Origin of the sequence: Cocleimonas sp. KMM 6892 (assembly GCF_035798195.1) — a bacterium.
In the GTDB taxonomy this organism is placed as follows: Bacteria; Pseudomonadota; Gammaproteobacteria; order Thiotrichales; family Thiotrichaceae; genus Cocleimonas; species Cocleimonas flava.
The window spans coordinates 13897-36627 of the sequence record NZ_JAPFBV010000007.1; the positions used below are offsets into that span (position 1 = coordinate 13897).

19 protein-coding genes and 1 tRNA gene are annotated in these 22731 nt (G+C 38.8%); 7 read left to right on the forward strand and 13 right to left on the reverse strand.

From position 1 onward, the window contains the following. Nucleotides 1–7: 7 nt before the first annotated feature. A complete protein-coding gene (locus OO007_RS17675; RefSeq protein ID WP_325809802.1) occupies nt 8–1177 on the reverse strand; it encodes a lytic murein transglycosylase in 1170 nt (389 codons plus the stop codon). A gap of 863 nt (nt 1178–2040) precedes the next feature. Here OO007_RS17675 and OO007_RS17680 point away from each other — a divergent pair. Both OO007_RS17680 and OO007_RS17685 read left to right on the forward strand, forming a co-directional pair. Further along, nucleotides 2041–2253 carry a hypothetical protein gene (locus OO007_RS17680; protein ID WP_325809803.1) on the forward strand — a complete coding sequence of 71 codons (213 nt, stop codon included), beginning with the start codon at nt 2041–2043 and terminating at the stop codon, nt 2251–2253. 62 nt (nt 2254–2315) lie between these two features. Next, complete coding sequence (locus tag OO007_RS17685; protein ID WP_325809804.1) at nt 2316–2522, forward strand: hypothetical protein; 207 nt, start codon at nt 2316–2318, stop codon at nt 2520–2522. 208 nt (nt 2523–2730) lie between these two features. On the opposite strand, the gene OO007_RS17690 is transcribed toward OO007_RS17685, so the two are convergent. Further along, on the reverse strand, nt 2731–3369 hold the full coding sequence (locus tag OO007_RS17690) for an LPS-assembly lipoprotein LptE (RefSeq protein WP_325809805.1): 639 nt from the start codon (nt 3367–3369) through the stop codon (nt 2731–2733). Between the two features lie 9 nt (nt 3370–3378). Further along, nucleotides 3379–6000: a leucine--tRNA ligase gene (gene leuS, locus OO007_RS17695; protein WP_325809806.1), complete on the reverse strand. Its 2622-nt coding sequence runs from the start codon at nt 5998–6000 to the stop codon at nt 3379–3381. Nucleotides 6001–6304: 304 nt separating this feature from the next. On the opposite strand from leuS, the gene OO007_RS17700 reads away from it, so the two are divergent. The 3 genes from OO007_RS17700 to OO007_RS17710 all read left to right on the forward strand — a co-directional run bounded on the left by OO007_RS17700 (nt 6305) and on the right by OO007_RS17710 (nt 8663). Continuing rightward, nucleotides 6305–7321, forward strand: a complete 1017-nt coding sequence (locus OO007_RS17700) for a class 1 fructose-bisphosphatase (RefSeq protein WP_325809807.1) — start codon at nt 6305–6307, stop codon at nt 7319–7321. Between the two features lie 182 nt (nt 7322–7503). Then, nucleotides 7504–7911 carry a hypothetical protein gene (locus OO007_RS17705; RefSeq protein ID WP_325809808.1) on the forward strand — a complete coding sequence of 136 codons (408 nt, stop codon included), beginning with the start codon at nt 7504–7506 and terminating at the stop codon, nt 7909–7911. Nucleotides 7912–8102: 191 nt separating this feature from the next. Beyond that, nucleotides 8103–8663: a cytochrome b gene (locus OO007_RS17710; RefSeq protein ID WP_325809809.1), complete on the forward strand. Its 561-nt coding sequence runs from the start codon at nt 8103–8105 to the stop codon at nt 8661–8663. A gap of 61 nt (nt 8664–8724) precedes the next feature. Here OO007_RS17710 and OO007_RS17715 read toward each other — a convergent pair whose 3' ends face one another. Then, on the reverse strand, nt 8725–9378 hold the full coding sequence (locus tag OO007_RS17715; RefSeq protein WP_325809810.1) for a class I SAM-dependent methyltransferase: 654 nt from the start codon (nt 9376–9378) through the stop codon (nt 8725–8727). A gap of 252 nt (nt 9379–9630) precedes the next feature. Between OO007_RS17715 and OO007_RS17720 the strand changes: the two genes are divergently transcribed. After that, the gene (locus tag OO007_RS17720) at nt 9631–10224 is read left to right on the forward strand and encodes a peroxiredoxin family protein (protein ID WP_325809811.1); all 594 of its coding nucleotides are present in this window, start codon (nt 9631–9633) and stop codon (nt 10222–10224) included. A 15-nt stretch (nt 10225–10239) separates the two neighbouring features. Here the strand turns inward: OO007_RS17720 and recJ are convergent, their stop codons facing one another. The 3 genes from recJ to OO007_RS17735 form a co-directional block, all read right to left on the reverse strand. Then, nucleotides 10240–12000, reverse strand: coding sequence for a single-stranded-DNA-specific exonuclease RecJ (recJ, locus tag OO007_RS17725; RefSeq protein WP_325809812.1), 1761 nt, complete (start codon nt 11998–12000; stop codon nt 10240–10242). 1 nt (nt 12001) lies between these two features. Next, entirely contained in the window at nt 12002–13102 is a 1101-nt protein-coding gene (locus tag OO007_RS17730; RefSeq protein ID WP_325809813.1) for a hypothetical protein, read from the reverse strand. 15 nt (nt 13103–13117) lie between these two features. Then, nucleotides 13118–13194 (reverse strand) — tRNA-Pro (locus tag OO007_RS17735). Nucleotides 13195–13528: 334 nt separating this feature from the next. On the opposite strand from OO007_RS17735, the gene OO007_RS17740 reads away from it, so the two are divergent. Then, nucleotides 13529–14440, forward strand: coding sequence for a polysaccharide deacetylase family protein (locus OO007_RS17740; RefSeq protein WP_131903873.1), 912 nt, complete (start codon nt 13529–13531; stop codon nt 14438–14440). 147 nt (nt 14441–14587) lie between these two features. Here the strand turns inward: OO007_RS17740 and OO007_RS17745 are convergent, their stop codons facing one another. The 6 genes from OO007_RS17745 to OO007_RS17770 all read right to left on the reverse strand — a co-directional run bounded on the left by OO007_RS17745 (nt 14588) and on the right by OO007_RS17770 (nt 22698). Continuing rightward, nucleotides 14588–15694 (reverse strand): glycosyltransferase, encoded by a 1107-nt coding sequence (locus OO007_RS17745; protein WP_325809814.1) that lies wholly within the window; start codon nt 15692–15694, stop codon nt 14588–14590. 72 nt (nt 15695–15766) lie between these two features. After that, on the reverse strand, nt 15767–16891 hold the full coding sequence (locus OO007_RS17750) for a GNAT family N-acetyltransferase (RefSeq protein ID WP_325809815.1): 1125 nt from the start codon (nt 16889–16891) through the stop codon (nt 15767–15769). Between the two features lie 154 nt (nt 16892–17045). Beyond that, complete coding sequence (locus OO007_RS17755) at nt 17046–18566, reverse strand: EAL domain-containing protein (protein WP_325809816.1); 1521 nt, start codon at nt 18564–18566, stop codon at nt 17046–17048. A gap of 300 nt (nt 18567–18866) precedes the next feature. Then, nucleotides 18867–20783, reverse strand: coding sequence for a polysaccharide biosynthesis protein (locus OO007_RS17760; RefSeq protein WP_165874582.1), 1917 nt, complete (start codon nt 20781–20783; stop codon nt 18867–18869). Between the two features lie 140 nt (nt 20784–20923). Continuing rightward, nucleotides 20924–21517: a sugar transferase gene (locus OO007_RS17765; protein WP_325809817.1), complete on the reverse strand. Its 594-nt coding sequence runs from the start codon at nt 21515–21517 to the stop codon at nt 20924–20926. A gap of 14 nt (nt 21518–21531) precedes the next feature. Further along, nucleotides 21532–22698 (reverse strand): DegT/DnrJ/EryC1/StrS family aminotransferase, encoded by a 1167-nt coding sequence (locus OO007_RS17770; RefSeq protein WP_325809818.1) that lies wholly within the window; start codon nt 22696–22698, stop codon nt 21532–21534. Between the last annotated feature and the right edge of the window lie 33 nt (nt 22699–22731).

A 22731-nucleotide genomic window follows, 5' to 3' on the forward strand; every position in this document is an offset into this window, starting at 1 on the left:
TACTGCTTTATTTAATCGGCAATGGTTTTTGACCACTAGATAATTGCCTCAATAATCTCAGTAAGTGCATATTAGCATAGCCATCTCCGGCATAACCTTGCTCAACTTGCCACGCCCTGATGGCTTCTCTGGTTTTAATCCCGATCTTGCCATCTGCCAGTCCTGGACTATAGCCTTCCAGATTCAAACGCATCTGAATTTCTTCAACTTCATAGCGACTCAGTGCTTTGTCGTTTACTGGCCAAGATGCCTGAATTTTTTCACCTGTAGCTAATAGTCGACTTAATTGCGCCACCGCTAACGCATAACTGGAAGAATTATTATATCGCTTAATCACTTCAAAGTTATGCGTGACCAAAAACTTAGGGCCAAACTGCCCAGCTGGAATAAACAGCGAGGCCTGTCTTAATGGATACGGAAAATCTTTGCCATTTATTTGAGTTACATTCAAATCTTGCCATTGCTCGAACCTAAGCTCGTAGGATGCACTATTCAAACGCCAATCAAACTTGCTAGGAATTGTGACTTCTACCCCCCAGCTTTCATCTTTTCTCCAACCAGCTTCTGCAAGAAAATGTGCGATTGAACCAACAACATCAGGCACTGTTTGCCACAAGTCAATGATGCCGTCGGCGTTTTGATCCACTGCGTACTTTAGATAGGAACTAGGCATAAACTGCGGCTGCCCCATCGCACCTGCCCAGGAACCCACTAGATCTTTAGTATGAATTTTGAAACTTTGCACTATTTTAAGGCTAATCAGTAGTTCTTTGCGCGCAAACTCAGTTCGCTTTTTAGAGACGCTTGCATAAGCCAGAGTCGCCAAGGATCGAATTACATTTTTATTGCCGTAATTGCGCCCAAAATCACTTTCCAGCGCCCAGATCGCAAGAATAATTTCTCGTTGAACACCGTACTTGTCTTCTACTAAATCAAATAAGGCATCGTATTTTTTCATCAAACTTCTGCCCTTCTTAATTCGGGAATCAGAAGTAGCGTTATTGAGGTAGTCCCAGATACTACGAGTGAATTCAGGCTGACTATTATCAAGCTTAATAACATCAGGATCGAGCTTAAGCCCAGCTAAGGAGCGTTCTAAAAAACTGGCTTTAATTCCCTGTTCGAGCGCCTCAGTTTTGAACTCTTGTTTCCATTTTTCAAAGTTAGCATCTGCCATTGCCATTTTTGTTGTAACTGACGTTACAGCAATTGAAATAGCAAAAAGAATGATGAACTTGTAAAAAATAGTCTTAACAACAGCCCCCAAATTTTTTATTAACTATCTGTATACTATTACTTTAAGTAAATAATGTGAAAACACCGAAAAATCATTCTTATAGCATAGTTTCTTCCAGTTATTAGTAGGATAGTCCAAATCCAGATAAAAATGAGGTTTAGATACTTCTTTAGCCACCCCCCTACTTTGGGGCAGTTTTTTTAGTTTAATTAATATTGGTGTTTCTTATTAACGATACTTTTATCTGTTAACGACTTCTTATCTGTTAACGACTTCTTATCTGTTAACGACTTCTTATTTGTTAGCGACAGTTTACGTGTTAAAGGCTTTTTACTCGATAACGACTTTATTTTACTGGCGAGATTGTATTGGCGACTCTCATCTAGTTCTTGGCAAGTTTCGTTTCATGCATTTATCAGCGAATTTAATTTCATCCGCCACTGAGTTTTTATAAAACAGCCACCAAATTTACTGAGTAAATTAACAAATATAACTTTTTTAAAATAATTAAATATTATTTATGTTCTGTTTTTTCAGTCTCTTCATTCAATACAAACTAAAGCTTCCAGCAAAAAGAAAACACAAAATAGTAATTTAAAAACAATAACTTAATAATAGAAGATCATTTATAGAATCTAGCCCTATCTCATTTGTTTTCAACGATGTTTCAGAATTTAAAAAAATATTTTTAGAATATTTTGAATCCAAAAAAAATATTACTGCGTTACTAGAGCCAAGACACAGACAAACAAGTCTTCAACAAAAAATAGTAAACACTAACCAAATTTAAAGGTAAAAAAATTATGAAAACTCAAACTAAAGCAATCATCGCAGGAACATTACTTACAGCATTATTTGCAGGTCAATCTGCAATTGCAGGTCAAGATAAAGATCAAACTGTTTACGCAGAATTAGAGGCAAAGACAGTAGTTAGCAACACATCATCTTCTGACAAAGTACGTTATGACGCACCTACATCTGATACGCAGTACGATGTAGTAAGTGGCAGAAAATAAACCCAAAAAAACTTTCAATAAATTACGAATATTTATTCAAACAAAATTTAAGGACATTAAACATGAACACTAAAGCAATCATCACAGCAACTCTACTTTCAGCTCTTTTTGCAGGTCAAACTGCTTTTGCTGGACAAGACAAAGATCAAACTGTTTTCGCAGAATTAGAAGCAAAGACAGTAGTTAGCAACGCATCATCTTCTGACAAAGTACGCTACGACGCACCTACAGTTGATACTCAATACGATGTTGTAAGCGGCAGAAAGTAAGTTTTAAACTAAAGACTCTCTCTCCCTCTTAAAACCCCTGTTTGTTGATTCAAGCAGGGGTTTTTTCGTATCTGGCGTATTAATTTAATTTCACAGGGTAGACTTTCACCCAGACTGTTACTTACAACAGGCATATTGACACGAATAGGTAATCAGGAATTTTGGTAAATCAGGTATAAGCAGAGTAAAGACTGCTCAAGAATAGTATTTATTTTGCATACTGTAGTTGCAATAAAATCAAACGGGAAGCTTCCTGATACAGCTTCTTTTTCACGAGCTTTTCTTCTTCTGCTTTGCCCAAGGCGTAATCTGAGTCATACAGGTAAGACTTGTCGATATTGATTCGACGTATGGGTAACTTCTTTTCTTTTGTTTTTGTACTTTTAGATACGGTACTTTTAGATGCTGAGCCTTTAGATTTTTTACTTTTAATGGCTTTGCCATCAACAATGGCTACCTCATAATTGAATTTGAGGTATAACAAATATTCTCTGACTTCCAGATCACTATCATAGGCAACAACGCGTTTATCCAGCTTATAATTTTTAAAACGAATAATGCTTTTAGTGGAAGTGCTATCTTCACCCTCTGTTATAAGGTTCCCACCAGCATTTTCTAACGCCTCTTCAAACACCTCTGAAAAGTCACTATCAACAGGTAATCCTTCCAATGCTATATTTTGATACTGAATGGGTAAATCTACATTATTGCGTAGATGAAAACCATTACCGCTACACCCTTGCAACATAGACGCAAGTAACAACCATGAAGCAAGCATAACGAAAAACGCCATCCGCTTTTTCTTAAAGAGAAAGTCAGATGGCGTTTTAAGGAATGAAGTATTCATAGTTTCTGACTAGTTAGCCACAATGTTAATTAATCGGCCTTTAACCACGATTACTTTACGTACTGTAAGATCTTCGAGAAAACCTTTAACGTTCTCATTTTCCATTGCTAAGGCTTTTATATCAGCTTCATCGGCATCCACAGCAACATCGACCTTGCCACGTAATTTACCGTTGATTTGAATCATCATCTGAATTTTGCTTTGCTCCAGAGCAGCTTCATCCATTTCTGGCCATGACTCGTCCATCAATACGCTTTCTTTGCCCAGGATTTCCCATAGCTTTTGACAAGCATGCGGCATAATGGGCGCAAGCATCAAGACGATTAACTCGAGTGTTTCTTGTCTAACTGCACGACCCTGATCACTGTCTTCATGGAATTTGAATAGATCATTCAGCAATTCCATATTCGCAGCAATCGCCGTATTGAAAGTGAAACGACGCGACATATCATCCGTTACTTTTTGCAAGGTATTGTATGTCTTGCGACGCATTTCCTGTTGAACGTCAGTTAAATCATCAGTGTCCAAATCAGTTAATGGGCGGTTTTCTAAATGCACATACACCTGACGCCACAAACGCTTAATAAAACGATTAGCGCCTTCAACACCAGTGTCTGACCATTCCATACTCTGATCGGGGGGAGATGCGAACATCGAGAACACACGTAAGGTATCAGCACCGAATTTTTCGATGAGCTCCTGTGGATCTACACCGTTATTCTTCGACTTCGACATTTTACTCATGCCAGAAGAAACCGCTTCACGACCTTGATCGTCTTTATAACCGAGTATTTTACCTTTCGAGTTACGTTCGATTTCGATGTCTTTTGGCGCTATCCATTCCTGACCGCCACTCTCACCTTCTACATAATAAGTATCCGCAAGTACCATGCCTTGGGTTAACAAATTAGTAAATGGCTCATCGCATTCCACTAAACCTTCATCACGCATTAGTTTATTGAAGAAACGCGCGTATAAAAGATGAAGCACTGCATGCTCGATACCACCTACGTATTGATCAACTGGTAACCAGTAATCCGCACGCTCATCCAGCATCGATTTATCATTATCTGGTCCGGTATATCTTGCGTAATACCATGATGACTCAAAGAAGGTATCAAATGTATCCGTTTCACGAGTCGCACCTTTGCCACAAGTAGGGCAACGCGTTTCATAAAACTCAGGCATATTTTTAATTGGTGATGCACCACTTTCATCGAAAACGATATCAGTCGGCAATTCCACGGGTAGATCTTCATCAGGTACAGGAACAGCACCACAATCATCACAGTAGATAATGGGAATCGGACAACCCCAATAACGTTGACGAGAAACACCCCAGTCACGTAAACGGTAATTGACGGTTTTGCGCCCTTTTTTCTCTTCTTGCAAGAAGTCAGCGATTGCGTCTGAAGCTTCTTCTGAAGTCAAACCATCGAATTGATCTGAATTAATCAGCACACCCTTCTCAGTGAATGCCTCTTCATCAATATTCAGATTGCTCGCTACTGTCTCATTTTCAGAGGTTATTACCTGAGTGATAGGTAGTTTGTAGGCTTTAGCAAATTCCCAATCGCGCACATCATGAGCAGGTACAGACATAACTGCGCCCGAGCCATAACTCATCAATACAAAGTTAGCGACCCACACTGGCACGTTTTCACCCGTGATTGGATGAACCGCAAACAAACCAGTATCAATACCCTTCTTTTCCATCGTCGCCATATCGGCTTCGGCGGTTTTCATGTTTTTACATTCTTCGATGAATGCTGCCAACTCAGGGTTTTCTACCGCTGCTCGCTCTGCCAAATGATGTTGAGGAGCAACGGCTAAATAAGTCACTCCCATCAAGGTATCTGGACGCGTTGTAAATACAGAAATCTTTTCTTCTGTTTTACTTTTGGAGTCTTCCTCTGCATCCGCTAATTCGAATTCAAGTTCCACACCCTTAGAACGACCGATCCAGTTTTCCTGCATCGTGCGAACTTGTTGTGGCCAGTTTTCTAATTGACGAACATCTTCTAAAAGCTCATCGGCATAAGCCGTAATTTTCAAGAACCACTGATCAATTTCGCGTTGCTCGACTAAAGCGCCCGAACGCCAACCGCGACCATCTACGACCTGCTCATTCGCCAGCACTGTATTGTCAACAGGGTCCCAGTTAACTGTTGCCTTCTTGCGATAAACCAGACCTTTTTCCAACAAACGCAGGAAGAACCATTGTTCCCAGCGATAATAATCAGGCTTACAGGTTGCTAGTTCGCGTGACCAGTCATAGGCAAAACCCATCGTTCTGAGTTGTGCGCCCATTTCTGCGACATTTGCATCCGTCCAGGCTGCTGGAGGTACATTATTTTTGATTGCAGCGTTTTCTGCAGGCAAACCAAACGCATCCCAACCCATAGGTTGTAATACATTTTTACCCTGCATACGCTGAAAGCGCGAGATTACATCGCCTATGGTGTAATTTCGCACATGCCCCATGTGTAATTTACCGCTTGGGTAAGGAAACATAGAAAGGCAATAGAATTTTTCTTTATCAGGATCTTCGGTGACTTCGAAGAGTTTTTTATCTTCCCACATTTGTTGTACTGTAGGTTCGATGTCTTTATGGTTGTATTGTTCTTGCATAGATCTACGCGTATTTTTAAAAATGTATCTAAAACCTTTTATCCAAATGACGCGAATAGTTAGGGGAATTGGAGGATACCGAGGATTTTACAAACTCGCTACTTTTTTTACGTGCTTTTCATCCAATAATTAAGCAAAACAAACACCTCAAGCCGACACAGCCTTGTTTCAAGCGCTGTATCGAGGTGATAAGCCAGAAGCGAATAAATAGACCTTTTTAGTAAAATGCATCTTTAATAATAGGTATGTTAACAACTCATGTATTTTGTTAATCTTAGTCATTTATATTTCTAGTGGGTGCGTCATGAAAAAACTTGGAATAACACTGTCATCATTCATCATCGACGAACAGCGAAAACTTGGCAATAAAGCCAGCGGCCAATTTACCGGTTTACTCAATGACATCACTATTGCCTGCAAGAGCATTGCAAACCTTGTCAATCAGGGAGACCTGGCTGGTGTACTCGGTGCCACCAAAAGTGAAAACGCAATGGGCGATGTACAAAAGAAAATGGACTTAATCGCCAACGACCTGTTTATCGACGCGCTAGAAAACAATGGTCATTGCGCGGGTATGGCATCCGAAGAGCTCGATGAGATACTCACCCTTCCAGAAGGAAAGCCACGAGGAAAATATCTGGTTACCTTCGATCCATTAGATGGCTCATCGAATATGGATATCAATATGGATGTTGGTGCAATCTTCTCTGTATTAAGAGCACCGACAGATAAAGAAAACCCAACAGCGGAAGATTTCGCCCAACCGGGCACAGAACAAGTCGCAGCTGGTTACTGTTTATACGGACCATCATCCATGATGGTATTAACCACAGGTAACGGCGTAAATGGTTTTACATTGTGTTCATCGATTGGTGAATTCATCCTTACCCATCCAAACATGGAAATCCCTTCTGACACATCAGAGTATGCAATTAATTCATCTAATCAGCGCTTCTGGGAAGCGCCCGTTCAAAAGTACATCGAAGACTGCAATCAAGGCGAAGAAGGCCCACTGGGGAAACGCTATAACATGCGCTGGGTGGCAGCAATGGTTGGCGAGATTCATCGAATCCTCTGTCGTGGTGGCGTTTTTCTTTATCCGATTGACGAACGTAATCGTGAAGTGGGCGGCAAGTTGCGTTTACTTTACGAAGGCAACCCCATGGCAATGATCGTCGAACAAGCTGGGGGAGCTGCAAATACGGGGTACGGCAGAATTATGGAAGTACAACCCAATGGCGACCCGCATCAGCGTGTACCTGTGATTATGGGCTCTAAGAATGAAGTAGAAAAGATTCTAAGTTATCACGCTGCAGATTAATTCAATTTGAATCAAAAAATACTTATAAATAGGGGGAAGGATTTAAAAAAGTCACCCCCCTACTTTTATGCACTTTTTTATCTTATTTAATATTAATCACTTTTACTTACTCAATAAAAAATAAAGCACCTTAGCGTCGTAATCACACTAGAATACCGACAAACAAATCATCAAATACTCAAATGACAAAATCGGCTAAAACAATCATCGCACTTCTCGTTTTAATATTGATTAGTTATGTTGCTGTTTACTTGTATAAACAATTTGAGCATTTAACTACTTTCGATACTCCTCCCATCAAGTTATCCGAAATAAAAGATATTGACCCTGATGCTTCATTAAATATTTTTGTTAGGGAAAAGGACTTCCTTCTTACTTATAAAAATAACGAAGAAACGGTGACGACAACTGAAGATATTTTAGACAAATACAATACATTGAAAGAAGCTGACCCAGAGTTAACTGTGACCTATGAAGCACAGAAAGATTTAGAGTTTTTACGTGTGATGATTCCTTTTTCTGATCTCAATGTTATTCCTGCAGGAAAAATGAAAGTGATTAATATAAAGCCACCCACAAAAAATAATTAATCCACATTCAAACACCTCTGGAAAAACGAGCTATTGGTAAAATCCCATAAGCAATTAAAATCTATAAGTTACCCTTTCAACTCCCTCTTCAGGAAACGCAACACGCACTTATATGTAAAGTAATGTAAATGTAATTATTCTCTAAACAATTTTGCTCTATTCTTGCGCAAAATTACTAACGAGATATAGATATGCGAGATACATTTGAAAAATTCAGCCCACTTACTATCGGCTTCCATTGGATAATCGCCGTCGGCATGATTGCGATGCTGGCGTTCGGTCTTTATATCGAAGATCTCCCTAGGGGTCCCGATAAATTTAGTTTGTTGGACCTGCACAAATCATTCGGTATCATTATATTTGTATTGGCAACTGCGCGCATTTTATGGCGCATCAAGAACAAATTCCCTCAACCTTTGAGTGAGATGCCAAACTGGCAGGAATTTTCAGCTAAATTTACCCACTGGTTTTTAATTATTGCTACGGTGATGATGCCAATTTCTGGTGTCATGATGTCTGCAGGTGGTGGGCATGCGATTTCATTTTTTGGATTGGAAGTGATAGCCGCCGGAGATAAAAATGAAACCTTTGCTAATATAGGGCACACCATTCATGGGCTGGGTAGCAAAGTGCTTATATTCTTTATTTTATTGCATTCACTGGGCGCAATTAAACATCAGTTTATGGACAAGGACGGAAAGCTATCGAGAATGGTTGGACGTCGCGTTAAACCTAACTCTAAAACTTCATAGATTAAACCAGTCATAAAAGCACCATGATAAGAAAGGAGCATTTCAAATACATTTGAAATGCTCATCGTATATAAGTGAGAACCTGTCCCTTGAAAGCCTGCCTTAGCGGGTTAATATATTGCGGTTTGTACTGGCTATGTGAATAGCCGAGTTCGACCATTCTCTTACTGAAAGGTGCGTGATGGCCGCGACCGGGATCAACGATGATCACTTCACACTCAGGTTTACTATGGCGGTGAATAAAGTCTGTCAACAATTTGATGTGTTGCTTTTCATAAAGCAAGTCGGCACCTATTAACACATCAAATTCGCCTAAGGCATGATCATCAGAATTTTCCCAACCGGTTCGCAAAAAAGGAATCTGATTACCATTGTTGAGTTTTACATTGTCGGCCAGATATGAAGCGACTTCCGGGTGGTAGTCCGTAGCCGTTATATCTGCATCACGTGAATTTAATAAAAGGCTTGAAAGAGCCATTCCACAACCAATTTCAAGAATACGCTTACCTTTAATATCGTACTCCATCATTTTTTCAGCAAGTACTTCACTCGATTCCCAAACAACGCCAAATAAGGGCCATTGAGAAGGGGAAATCCCCATACCTTCGGCTTCACCAAAGCTGTCTAAAAATTGTTGTTTATCACGTAATGATTTGACGTGAATATCTAAAGAACCAAACTCGTAGGTTTGAAAGCGAATGCGAACAGGTTTCATGCGATTATTCCAGAAAATGAGAAAACGCAACTAGCCAATACCGTAAATTTGCTACGCAAAGACACTATAAGCGGATTAAGTGAATAAGACCAGATATCTCATAACACATTCAATAACCTAGTTCGCAGATTGTCCAAAAACAGATTTTTACGTGTATTTAAGCTGTTTTTTACTTACGACTTATAACTGCATCTTAAAATGGCAATACAACGTATAGAACCCAAGAACTCAACACTAGATACCATTTGAAACATGAAAGATATTAGCCATATTCGTCGAAGCGTTATTAAAGCGGGTGCCGCTGCGCTATTACTACCAATACTGCCAACAACTGTATTTGCCGCTAAAAAGCATAATTATGGCATTGCCGGAAAGCTAGCCCCTGAGCTTAAAATTTCTGACTGGATTGATGGATCAGGAAAATCTACCTCGTTCAAACTGGCTGACCATCAGGGCAAGTATGTGTTTATGGAATTTTGGCAGTCATGGTGCCCCGGATGTCATGCACACGGCTTTCCTACATTGAAAAAGATTTCAGACGCGTTTAAAGGTAGCGAACACTTTACCGCTATAGCGATTCAAACCACCTTTGAAGGTCATACGGTAAACACGTCAGATAAAATGCGGGAAATCCAAAAACGCTATGAACTTGATATCGTGTTTGGGCATGATGCAGGAGACCCGAAATCTCATGGACATCCTAAAACCATGATGGATTATCGCTCTGGCGGTACACCATGGGCGGTACTAATTTCACCTGAAGGAAAGGTCTTATTTAATGACTTTCATATAAATGCTGAGGGCGCTATTCAATTATTGGAGCAAGAAATTAAAAAGCTGGCTTAGCTACCGCATTTCTTTTTATAAAAGTTTCTCAACCATCAATTGCAACGAACAGGTATCTCTAAACTCGTTCACTTCCAATCGGTACAATAAATGCACTTCATCGCCTTCGGCCGGCCAGCTATTTACATCAATATTAAAGGCTATGGCATCGACGGTTCGACCTTGATTAAAGACACCATCTGAATCGACACTTATAGGTTTCAATACCATCTTCAGATGTTTTTCTTTGAGTATACGTTTATTCACAATGATGAATTTATTATCAAACGCAGGGGCTGGAAAATGTTGCCCCCACGGCACGGCAAAACGTAACTGATCTGCATGTTTTAACTGAAAATCATCTGCCTCTAATTCACCATCGCTGTAATGAATTTCTTCGAATGTTTCATCATCTGCATGCCTTGCAACGATCTCACAAATAGCTTTCTTGAATCCTTCTAAATTGGAGACATCGAGTGTCAGACCTGCTGCCATAGCGTGGCCACCAAACTTATCGAGTAAACCCGGATTACCAGAAGCAACCTCATCAAACGTATCTCGAATATGAATGGTGGGGATGGATCTGGCTGAGCCTTTGATGTCGCTATTATCTGGATCATGATCATCAGCAGGAGCAAAAATCACTGTAGGTCGATGGTATTTTTCCCTAATTCTTGCAGCCAGTATGCCAATAACCCCTTGATGCCACGACGGATTGTAAAGGCAGATCACAGGCGGAATATTGCCTGTTAATTCATCCAGGTTTAGTTCTTCCAATGCGGCCAGGGCTTCTGCCTTCATACCGTCTTCTATCGCACGGCGCTCAACGTTTAAATCATCTAAAGCTTCAGCTATTTCCATCGCATGACTAGCATCTTCACTCAATAAACATTCGATACCTAAAGACATATCATCTAAACGACCGGCAGCATTTAATCTTGGGCCACAGGCAAAACCTAAATCTGAACTTACCGCACTACGGATATTGCGTTTGGCAATTCGGAATAAGGCCTGAATGCCTTCACAGGCAACACCACTCCTCATTCTACGCAAGCCTTGTTCCACTAAAATTCTATTGTTTTGATCTAAAGGAACGACATCAGCAACGGTACCTAAGGCAACCAGATCTAATAAGTTAATCAAATCCGGCTTCAGGTGATCATTTTTTATAAAGTATCCCAGTTCAGTCAGCGCTTTCTTGAGCGCTAACATCATGTAAAAAATAACGCCTACACCTGCCAGATTCTTTGATGGAAAATCATCACCTTTTTGATTCGGATTGATAATAGCTTCTGCATCAGGTGTTTTTTTACCTGGTAAATGATGGTCGGTGATGATGACTTTATTACCATATTTTTTAGCTTCGGCAACACCTTCGATACTTGAAATACCGTTATCCACAGTAATGATAATATCAGGAGCAAAGCGTTGAGCATCTTTGACAATTTCGGGCGTTAAACCGTAACCATATTCAAACCGATTAGGCACTAAATAATCTACCTGACCGGGATAACCTAGAATCTTAAAAGCTTTAACCGCTACAGCAGTAGCTGTTGCACCATCTGCATCAAAATCACCGACTATCAGAATATTCTGTTTTTGCAAAAAGGCATCTACAAGTATCTTAACAGCGGGATCAATGCCTAATAACGATGAAATGGGGTGTAGTTGCTTGAGTTCAATACTCAGTTCGCTTTCAGAGTTTATGCCACGTTTAGAAAGAACTCGGGTTAGTAAGTCAGCCCCTAAACCTTCTCCAGAAATTTTTCCGCTGCTCTCTCTCTGTACTAATTTCATATTAGTTCTTCCCTAACATCATCTTTTGTTGATTTATCATCACGGCTACTTCGGAAAGTGATCGTGGTTTCTTCCAGAATTTCAAAACAGAAGGTTTAATTGGGCGGATACGGCTCCCATCAGCAGCATCAAGCACCAAATCTATTTGATTACTTTTCCACGCTTGCATCAAAGGCTTTATATAATCCTCGTCAATTTGGGTTAATACATTCTGATAAGCATCCAGGTTTTCTTCTCTTACTGGCTGTTGCAACCGATCTAAGAGCACGAAATATTTACCCACTCTATTTCGTATCTGAGTTAATAACGCATTTCCATCTGAAGGTAATTTATGCCACTTGCAATCGACCGCTTGTGCCAGCATTTTTCCTTGTATTTCAGACTTATGGTCTTCATCACTTGAGAATACTTTTTCATACTCTGTTTTGATTTTTTTTGGCTTTCCACCGCCCCAAAACCACAAGCTATTCAAGGGTATTAATCCTGCCATTTCTCTTCGTTTATTAACTTCAGAACTATGCAATATCATTTGAATTTCATTTTGTATTTGCTGCCAGTTTCGTTGCTCGCTGAAAGGTAAAGAAGCAATAATATTTTTATTGAGAACATCTTCCAGAGGAGTTGTTTCGATAACTTCACTGCTTGGAAATAGGACATACCAATACTGGTTACTACCATACAAAAACTGCAACCCATCGGTATGAAAATACTGATTGAGTAAGGCTAAGATCTCTTTAGCATCGGCTTCAGTCAGGTCACATATTGTTTGGGTTAGAGTGACATCTTTCATGCCAACTTCAAAGTGCACAGGATCAGCACACATTATATTTTTTTTGCCTTGAATTAGAGAAGAGCGTAGAGCGTGATCAGGATGAATTGAAGCCCTAAAATATGCCGCAGGAATTTCTGTATCTTTCCAACCTAAATTGCTAAAAAAACAAGCAGAAAGCCCTTGAACCTTTTGTACGTCGACAAACTCTAAAGATATAAGAAGCAAAGAGAGGTAATCGGAAGTTACTTCGAACTTGAGACCTTTCTTCCACAATTCCAATGGCTCAAATAAAGCTGGAATAGAAAGATGGATTTCAGGTTTAGGAGACATATTTATCGTGAGAATTGGTCGGGGTGGCCAGATTCGAACTGACGACCACCACACCCCCAGTGTGGTGCGCTACCAGACTGCGCTACACCCCGATATATGAACAATTAGCTAACGTAAATATTACGTAATAGCTTAGGTTTTAAGAATGATTTATCCATAACACCCTGTTCTTCAACAGCTGCGAAGAATACATGATGTATAGATAAAACGAAAGAAAAACGGATACTTAACCAATATGTACTATAGATTTCCACTTTACTTAGGGATTAAGCTAATTAACAAGATAAATAGCAATTTGCATTTTATAACAAATGAAATGCACTTCATCGTTAATACTAGACCATTAAAGTGGATTAAAACCAAGTCAACAGTAGATATGTTTATCATGCAAACGTACACATTAAAAATAAAAATTAGGTAGTGAATATGATTTACTCAATAGATGTCGAAGACTGGACTCAGTCGGTACTGGATAATAATAATCCTGTATCTGATCGTGTCCTGAACAGCACATCGCGCATATTAGATTTGCTCGACGAATACGAGCAAAAAGGAACATTTTTCATTTTAGGAAATGTTGCCGAAAAACACCCTAATCTTGTTAGAAGAATTGCAGATGCTGGACACGAAGTAGCCTCTCATGGCTATCATCACCATTCAATTTTTAACCTTTCACCGAAGCAAGTTAAGAAAGATGTCGGCAATTCTGTAAAGCTTCTTGAAGACACCGTTGGCAAGAAAGTCATTGGTTTTCGTGCGCCTGATTTTTCCATTCGTGAATATCTTTTCGAGTGGTATTGTGAAGCCCTTGCAGAGAATGGTTTAAAATATGACTCTTCATTGTTTCCAATGAAAGTGATCAAGTATGGAATTGAGAAAGAATATTCTTTAAAGATATTTAACAAGTATCATCTAAATGAACATTACTTGAGCTATATGAAAATAGGAAATTCTAAACTTCCATTTTTTGGCGGCGGATATTTCAGAGTAACACCCTATTTCCTTACCAAACATTTAAGCAAAAAACTGAATCAAGATCGTGCTGTGTTCTATATGCATCCTTATGAAATTGATACAGAAGAGCTTGCTGCAATTAAAGGCGAAGGTAAACACATACCTTTAAAGTGGAGACTTTCTCAGTTTGTTGGCAGAAACACGGTTGAAAAGAAATTACACAGACTGTTCACCGATTATAAATTTACATCTTTTGAACAAGAATATTACAGCGAGTCATCGTCATCTATTCCACAGAATACCAAGAGTAACTTAGATGATATTGAGCACGATCATTCTGGAATTGGTCATGACAATATTGTTGCTAAAACCTCTTTCTCTTAATAAGACGAAAGAAGCAACACATACTAAGCAGACATAAAAAAACACCCATATGGGTGTTTTTTTATGTCTGCTTAGTATGTTAATAAAAAATTTCTATATAGTCTCTAACCGAACTAGGCTTTCTTGGTTATTAAACAGAGCTCCTATTTAACTATTAGCATCGACCATTTTTTGATATTCCGCTTTGTATTGATCCGCCATCGCTGTTAGAGAAAAGTGTTCTTCAGTATGTTCTTTTGAGTTACGTCCCATTTCTTCTCTTTTTTCTGGTGAATCAATTAATTCTTCCAGATGAGTCATTAGAGCTTCTTCGTCCTCTCCAACATAACCTGTTACACCATGTTGGACCACTTCATCATTACCTGGGATCTTTGTTACTATTGCTGGAATACCTGAAGCCTGCGCTTCTAGTAAAGCTAGAGACAGCCCTTCATAGGCTGAGGTCTGAAAGTAAATATCCAGAGATGGAATCAACTTTAATGCGTCACTTCTATCAAGCATACCCGTGACTTCAACACCTGCTTTATTGAGCATCTCAACATCATCTTTTTCTCCACCGCCAATCCAGATAAATTCGACATCGTTTCTTTTTTTATTAACTTTGTCAGCAATAGCTGCAAAAATCCATGGGGCTTTTTGCAAAGAAATTCGACCTACAACTCCAATCTTAACCTTATCGTTTTTAACTGAATAGTCTTTAGGTGTTAATTGAACAGTATCAATACCGTTACTAATTCGGATTAAACGTTTTCCACTACCGTTGGTTATGTCTTTGCGAATAATTTCATATTCCTCTTTTCCACAAGCCACGATTGTTCCGCCTAACCAATAACCAATATGCTCAAAATATTTATACAGTTTTCGCTTTACTGGTTGTTCAATTAAGGGGTAATGAATCGCATGTGAAGTGTAGAGTAATCGCTTATTTTTTCTCAGCATAAATCCTGCAGCTCTGGCTAAAAAACCACCTTTAGAGGAATGCGTATGAATAATATCCGGATTAATACGTTTGATATTTTTAGTAAGGCCTATCAGTGCTTTAACATCCATCACAGGGTCAATTGAGCGGCTCATTTGCACATGTATTAACTCCACACGCGGATCAAACATTTCTCGCCAGTTTGGAGGAGTATGCTCACGTATAGAATGTAGAACCGTTACCTTATAACCGTCTTCTACTAAACGGTTTGACATATCTACTACCCAGATGAAAACACCATGTTCCATTGGCTCTATTACATGTACGATGTGCATAATTTTCTCTTTATATTATTTTTAGTTATTTTGTGACTGTATTTGTCTTATTGTTCATTTATTTATCGTTACTCAATCAACTTTAAGTATTTTCAACTGAATAAATTTAGCGATATTAAAAAGGGTAAATCGGTATTTATGGGGTGACCACCTTAATCGATACATTGGCTCAGTCTCTGCGGCATATTGTTCCTTTTTATAAGAATCTCCCGCATCAGAAAACATAAAATCAAACACCTGCTTATTTTTTATCGCTTCACCAATTTCATTACACACCAGAATAAATAAAGGCGAATAACGATTCGCATTCTCGGAATAAAATCCACTCTGGTAATAATGAATCACGCCTTTATCTACAAAGCAGTAATATGTTGCTAGTGGCTTCTCATCCAAATACAGTGTTTTGATGAATGCTTTTTGCTTTGGAACTAGACGCTTTAATGCTTCCAAATGAAACTCTTTAAAAAGCGGTGAATCAAAGATATTTAGCTTTGCTCTATCATTCCAGCGTGAACTATGCATTTTTGAGAGCAATTCGAATGATTCATCAATTGACTGTAAATCATCAGTATTTCTCGTTGTAACTTCACCATCTCTGGATAGTATGCGACTTTTTTTTGCATACATTTTTCTCCAGCGTTTACCCATTTTAGATTTGTATTGCTCGAAATCTGCCATTCCCGAAACAGTAAATCGGACACCATAATCTACTTCGTCTTTTATGATTTTACTGTTTACCGAGGAAAAACATTTGGCAATTAACGAGTCTTTTAGAAGAAATTCAAAGTCGGCAAAACTCCAGTTACTAATGGTGTTTTCAAGGTAATCAGAGATTTGATCTACCATTTGATCTTCGTAACCAGCAGCAACGATAAAGTCGTTAAACTGGGTTACAATCATATCTTTCTTCTCTTCACCAGACCCAATAAAACACAGTGTTTTACCTTGAATCCAGGACTTCGGAAATGAAGACACAATATGAAATGGCGCAATGCCGACGAGTGAGTCTTCATCATATAAACAAATAATGAACAGCTCGGTTTTTAGATTTTTACTAAATACTTCCCACCAGGTATGCATCCAGTCCCAACTAGAAAAAATGCCAGCCTTATCGCAATTTTCATACAAGACATCCCATTCTTTTTGAATACTTCTAAAACCAGTATCTGTATCGATTACTCGAATTGATAAGTTCATGGACACCCCCCTACTTTGAGAGGGTTTTTCATAGAAATTTTTAATTTAAATAGTTGATTCACTTGTATTATTTTAGTTATTAAACAGAAAATGCGCCAACACTTAATTAGTATTAAGCCAGATGAAAATACGTTACATGTTAATTGTACAATTATTAACCATACTTAGTAGAGCTTTCATGACAGAAGGAAGCACCTGACAGGACGAAAAGTTTTTTCATGTCTCTGCTAAACCCACAGGGTGCAATAACTTTAATATCTTTAGTTTCAAGCTGTCTGATTAAACTACTTAAGCCAATTTCTTTACGCTCATTGCCTTGAATCTGTCTTGTCCAAGGTAATGACAAAGAAACCATTTCAGGATGTATTCTTTTTAATAACTGGACGGATTCTTTAGAGACGACAAAGCCCTCTAAAGCTATTTGACAATTATAAGCGCGAACTTTATTGGCAAATACAATTGCGGACTTGGCTTGCTTTTCGTTCACTTGGGATGGCACCAAAAAAGTAATATGAGACGACTTGGCACCTATTCTTCGCAATCCTGGTATTAACCATGCTAGAAATTGCTCATCAGCCACAGATGCACCGTTTAATCTGACAATCAGGTTAGGCTCAACATTCCTTTTTTTGAGTAGAATTTGTAACAACCGAGTGAGTTTTACTTTATCCCAGAAGATGGAACAAACCTCTTGTGAACGTGCACCAGAGAGATCCTGCAGAATATCATCAACACCTTTTTTCTGAGCGATGGGGACTTTTAAAGACAGCAAATAATGTGTGTCAAATTTATCGAACTTCAGTTCGTTTTTCTTTAATCGCTTCAGGCTAGTTGTTTTAATAACAGCTTCTTCTCGATTAATGATGCCTTTTAATAAACTCACAGGTGTATACGTCTTTTTTTGTTTGGTATTCATATCCTCAGCACTACCTTCTGTTTTGTCTTTTAATAAAACCTCAAAAGGGTTAGGTGGTTCTTTGCTTTCTTGTATTGGTTTCTTTTGATTCTGACTGACTTTTGCACCTTTTGTTTCCGGAAAATCACTTAAGTTCACCTCATCAGATGTTTCTAAATTGCCCATTACCCGGACCCAAAGCTGGAAACATTTTTTACTTTTGTAGACTGTGGGAATCAGATAGGTATTGGCTCTGAACGTTGCTCCATTTTTCTTTTTCATGGTTAAGACCAATGAATGATTCAGGTCCGCATTTCTTAATTGAGAATGTTGAAATCCATCAAACAGACGATGCTCATCTTCCAGAATGAAATCTCTAACTGCAATCGATCTCAACTCTTGAACAGAATCTAAATAAAACAGATTGAGATACGTCCTATTCGCATAAAGGTGGAGATCTCTAGAAATAAAAGCAATCGCTTCTCGACTAGAATCTACCAGCCACTGGCAACGTTTTTCAGAAATACCCAGTAGTGTTTTACACTTCCTGAAGTCTGATTTTATAAAGGCAGTTTGAAGGAGAAACTGGAGCTGTAGAATAGTTTCTTTTTTATCTTTGTCGAAGTGAAGCTTTGATATTTGAGTATTATCATAAGGTGTCTTCAAAGAAAGAGATTGTGTCTTCTTCGTCAGAATAACAATGATACTGTCAGAGGCATATTGCCAGACAAGATCAGACAAACTCTCCAACGAGAATGGTACATCATCAGATATAAACACAAGACTTGCGCTTCTCAAGCGCTTGAGACTATTGATGATAGCTCTCTTGGAGTTATCTACCTGTTTAAATCTAAAATGGGCTTCCTGCCCTCTTAGAGTACTTACTAGTTCAGAGTATAATGGTTTATTCTGACCAATCAGCACGCATTGTAAATCACCTTTTATCATAAGATGAACAATACGATAGCCCTGTTTTATATACAGCTATTACCGACTATAGTTTAAAGAATAGGGATAGATGGAACATCTTACGAGAACGAGCACACAGAAAAATGTGACTCGTTTTTTCTGAACATTCAGTTACACAGGGTAACTTTTCTTTATAGGAATCACTTTACCCTTGTCATCATTGCTGATGGCTGAGTCGTTATTTGCAGTGTTTTCCCAAGGTGTATAGCCACTTACGATCTTGGTTAGTGATTTTTTAATCTCATCAAGGTTATCGTCAGTTAAGGTATTTTGTAAGTTTTTCAGAAGAACTTCCAACTGGGATTTACTTAAAAACTCTTCATTTGCCTGCATTATGCGACTATGTTTTGTACCACTTACATTATCGCCAATTAGCAACTCTTCATATAATTTCTCACCCGGACGCAAACCAGAATATTTAACTTCGATGTCTCCATCAGGGTTATATTGATCTTTAAGTTGTAGACCAGCCAAGCTAATCATTTTGGTTGCCAGATCAGTGATTTTTACAGATTCACCCATATCCAAAACAAAAACATCACCGCCTTTAGCCATGGCTCCCGCTTGAATAACAAGCTGAACCGCTTCTGGAATTGACATGAAATAACGCGTTATTTCTTTATGCGTAACAGTGATTGGACCACCATCCGCTATTTGCTGCCTGAATTTAGGCACGACTGACCCTGATGAGCCCAGAACATTACCAAATCTGACCATAGAAAAAGTCGTTTCACAATTTTTGCTATTAGCTAATGACTGCAACACCATCTCCGCTATACGTTTGGTACACCCCATCACATTAGTCGGTCTTACGGCTTTATCAGTAGAGATCAAAATAAATGTTTCTACTTTCGATGCCAAAGACTTCTCTGCCAAAGTTTTAGTACCAAATACATTGTTTTTAATTCCAGCTACTGAGTTCTCTTCAACCAATGGCACATGTTTATAAGCAGCAGCGTGATAAACCGTCTGGATTTCATTTCTCGAAAACAACTTATCGAGTAACGTTATATCTCCACTTGAACCTAACACTCTCTCAATTTCCACACTGAAATGCATTGATGACAAAATTTCATTCAGTTCTTGTTCGATTTTATAGAGGGCAAACTCACTCAGCTCGAGCAATACAAGTTTCTTCGGCCTTAAGTTAAGCGCCTGTCGACAAAGTTCAGAACCGATCGAACCTCCTGCTCCTGAGATTAATACCGTTTTACCATGAATATTCGCAGGCAATAACTGCTTATCAGGGCTTACCGGCTCCCGACCTAATAAATCATCTATATCGATATCTTTGATATCGGATACTCTAAAATTACCACTCGCGAAATCTTCAATCGCAGGAATAATTCGTACCTTTACCGGAAAGGGTTCTAATCTTTCAATGATAAATTGCCTTTCCTCTCTGTCTATCGAAGGCATGGCAATAATTACTTCAGTGTTTTCTGGAGCATTCATCAATGTCGCAGCCGTTTTATCATAACTTTGCACATCAAAACCAAGCATATTCCAGCCTCTTAACGATGCATTATCATCAATGAAACCTTCTACGACATAAGCCGGATCACCATCTAATAAAGCGGCTAATTTAGTACCTGATTCCCCGGCACCATAAATGTATACACGCTTCCTAGATGTTTTATTATCGTTATTGGTCCCATACAGCCATTGCTGAATCTGTAAACGACTTCCGGCAATGAATGTAAATGTGCTTAGCCAATACAAAATTACACCAGACTTGGTCAAATCAGCCATACCAGTCACTTTCACCGTAATCGCCCAGATAATGGTCGTTATTAAGGTTGAGAGTAAAATTGCGGATATCGTTTGGTTACGAAAATAACGTAATACCGCTCGGTACAAGCCAAAGTTTATAAAAACAGGAAATGAAATAGCTAACGCTAATGGGAAAATCCACCATTCACCAGCATGTGGGAACATTACCTCATTTTTACCTAATGATAATGAAGCCCAAAGAAGCATGGGTAAGAATAAAGCATCGAGCAAAAGTATGAATAAACGCTTTTGCATTCGTGTTCGCTTTAAAAAGAATTGTTTTACTGCGTTTATCATTTTATGTTTTCAAAAAAACCTCTATAAGTGGGGAGGTGCCTTATAATTATTAGTATTGGATTCAAATCGTTTATTTGAAAGTTAGATTAAAAAAGTATCTAAAAAATTGCGATCACCGTTTTGATGATTAGCTTAAAATCCATCCATAAAGAACGTTCTTTTACATACTCTACGTAATATTTAAGTTTTATCGGCAATACTTTATTTTTATAATCACTTACTGGATCTTCCGATCCACTTAGTAAATCATTTTCGTTTACAAACTCAATTGATGCCTTATCGGTCATGCCAGGTGGTACAGATAACACGATACTCCGTGTTTCTTCTGGATAAAACTCAACATATTCAGGCACTTCAGGCCTGGGACCGACCAAACTCATCTCCCCTTTTAGTACATTGATTAATTGAGGAAGTTCATCCAGTTTGTATTTTCTTAGTACACTTCCGATAGGCGTGATGCGCGGGTCATCTCCCGTAGTTACTTTGTTGCCCAGTTTTTCAGCATCCAAAACCATGGTTCTGAATTTTAAGACATCAAAGTGCTTACCATTCTTTCCCACTCTCACTTGCTTAAACAGGACATTACCACCATCTTTTAACTTGATGATTAATGCTATTACCAACAAAAAAGGAGCCAGAACTAACAAACCTGGAATGACAAAAAACAAATCAAATAAACGTTTGCTAAGCATGTTTACACATTCCTTTATTTAGCAACTTTGGCACAAACATTTACCACTGCATCGATAACATTCTGCACATCTTCATCAGTCATTTTGGGGTAAATGGGTAAACTCACCGCTCTATTAAATACATCTAAAGCAACGGGATAATCTTCCTGTTTGTAATTGTAACGATCGCGCCAGTATGGCTGTAGGTGCAATGGGATGAAGTGAACGCTTGTGCCAATTTTCTCTTCGGCCATTAGCTCTATAAAACGGTTACGATCAACAGTGATTGAGTCCAAATCAAGTTGGAGCACATATAAGTGCCAGGCATGTGTATCTTCAGGTCGTGCAAGATAAGGGGTATTTAAAGGTAAAGATGAAAAGGCTTGATTGTATTGAGTTGCCATCCATTCACGACGTTGCTGAAACTCGCAAGCTCGTTTCAACTGATGAATTCCCAAAGCCGCAGCGATGTCAGTCATATTGTACTTGTAACCGGGCTCTACTACTTCATAAAACCACGAAGGTTTATCAGAAGTATATCGATCAAATACATCACGATTAATGCCATGTAAACGCATGGTTTTCATACGAGAAAGATAGTCTTTGTTTTCGGTGGCAATCATTCCTCCTTCACCCGTTGCAATCGTCTTGGTGACATAAAAACTATAAACGGTAATATCTGAAAGCGAACCGATAACTTTCCCTTTATAAGTCGTGGGAAGCGCATGAGCCGCATCTTCAACGACTTTAACATCGAACTCCTTTGCCAACGCTAAAATAGCATCCATATCACAGGCTTGCCCGGCAAAATGAACAGGCATGATTGCTTTAACATTATCGTGACTCTCCAAAGCTTCTCTTAGAAGCTCCGGATTCATATTAAATGTTTTGGGGTCTATATCGACAAGAATGGGATCAGCACCCAAATATCGGATTACTTCGGCCGTAGCGGTAAAGGTATAAGTCGTTGTAATAACTACATCACCCGGACCTACTCCTACTGCTTCCAATGCAAGATGAAGACCAGAAGTTGCGGAATTTACCGCTAGCGCATGTTTTGCGTTAACAAACTCAGCAAAGTCTTTTTCAAACTGGGCCGTTTTAGGCCCCGTTGTTAACCATCCTGATCGTAAAGTATCTACAACTTCATTTATTTCGTCCTCACCAATGAGTGGCAAGGCGAAAGGTAAAAAATCACTCAAAATAATTCATCCTTGAAATTTTATTTTTAATTA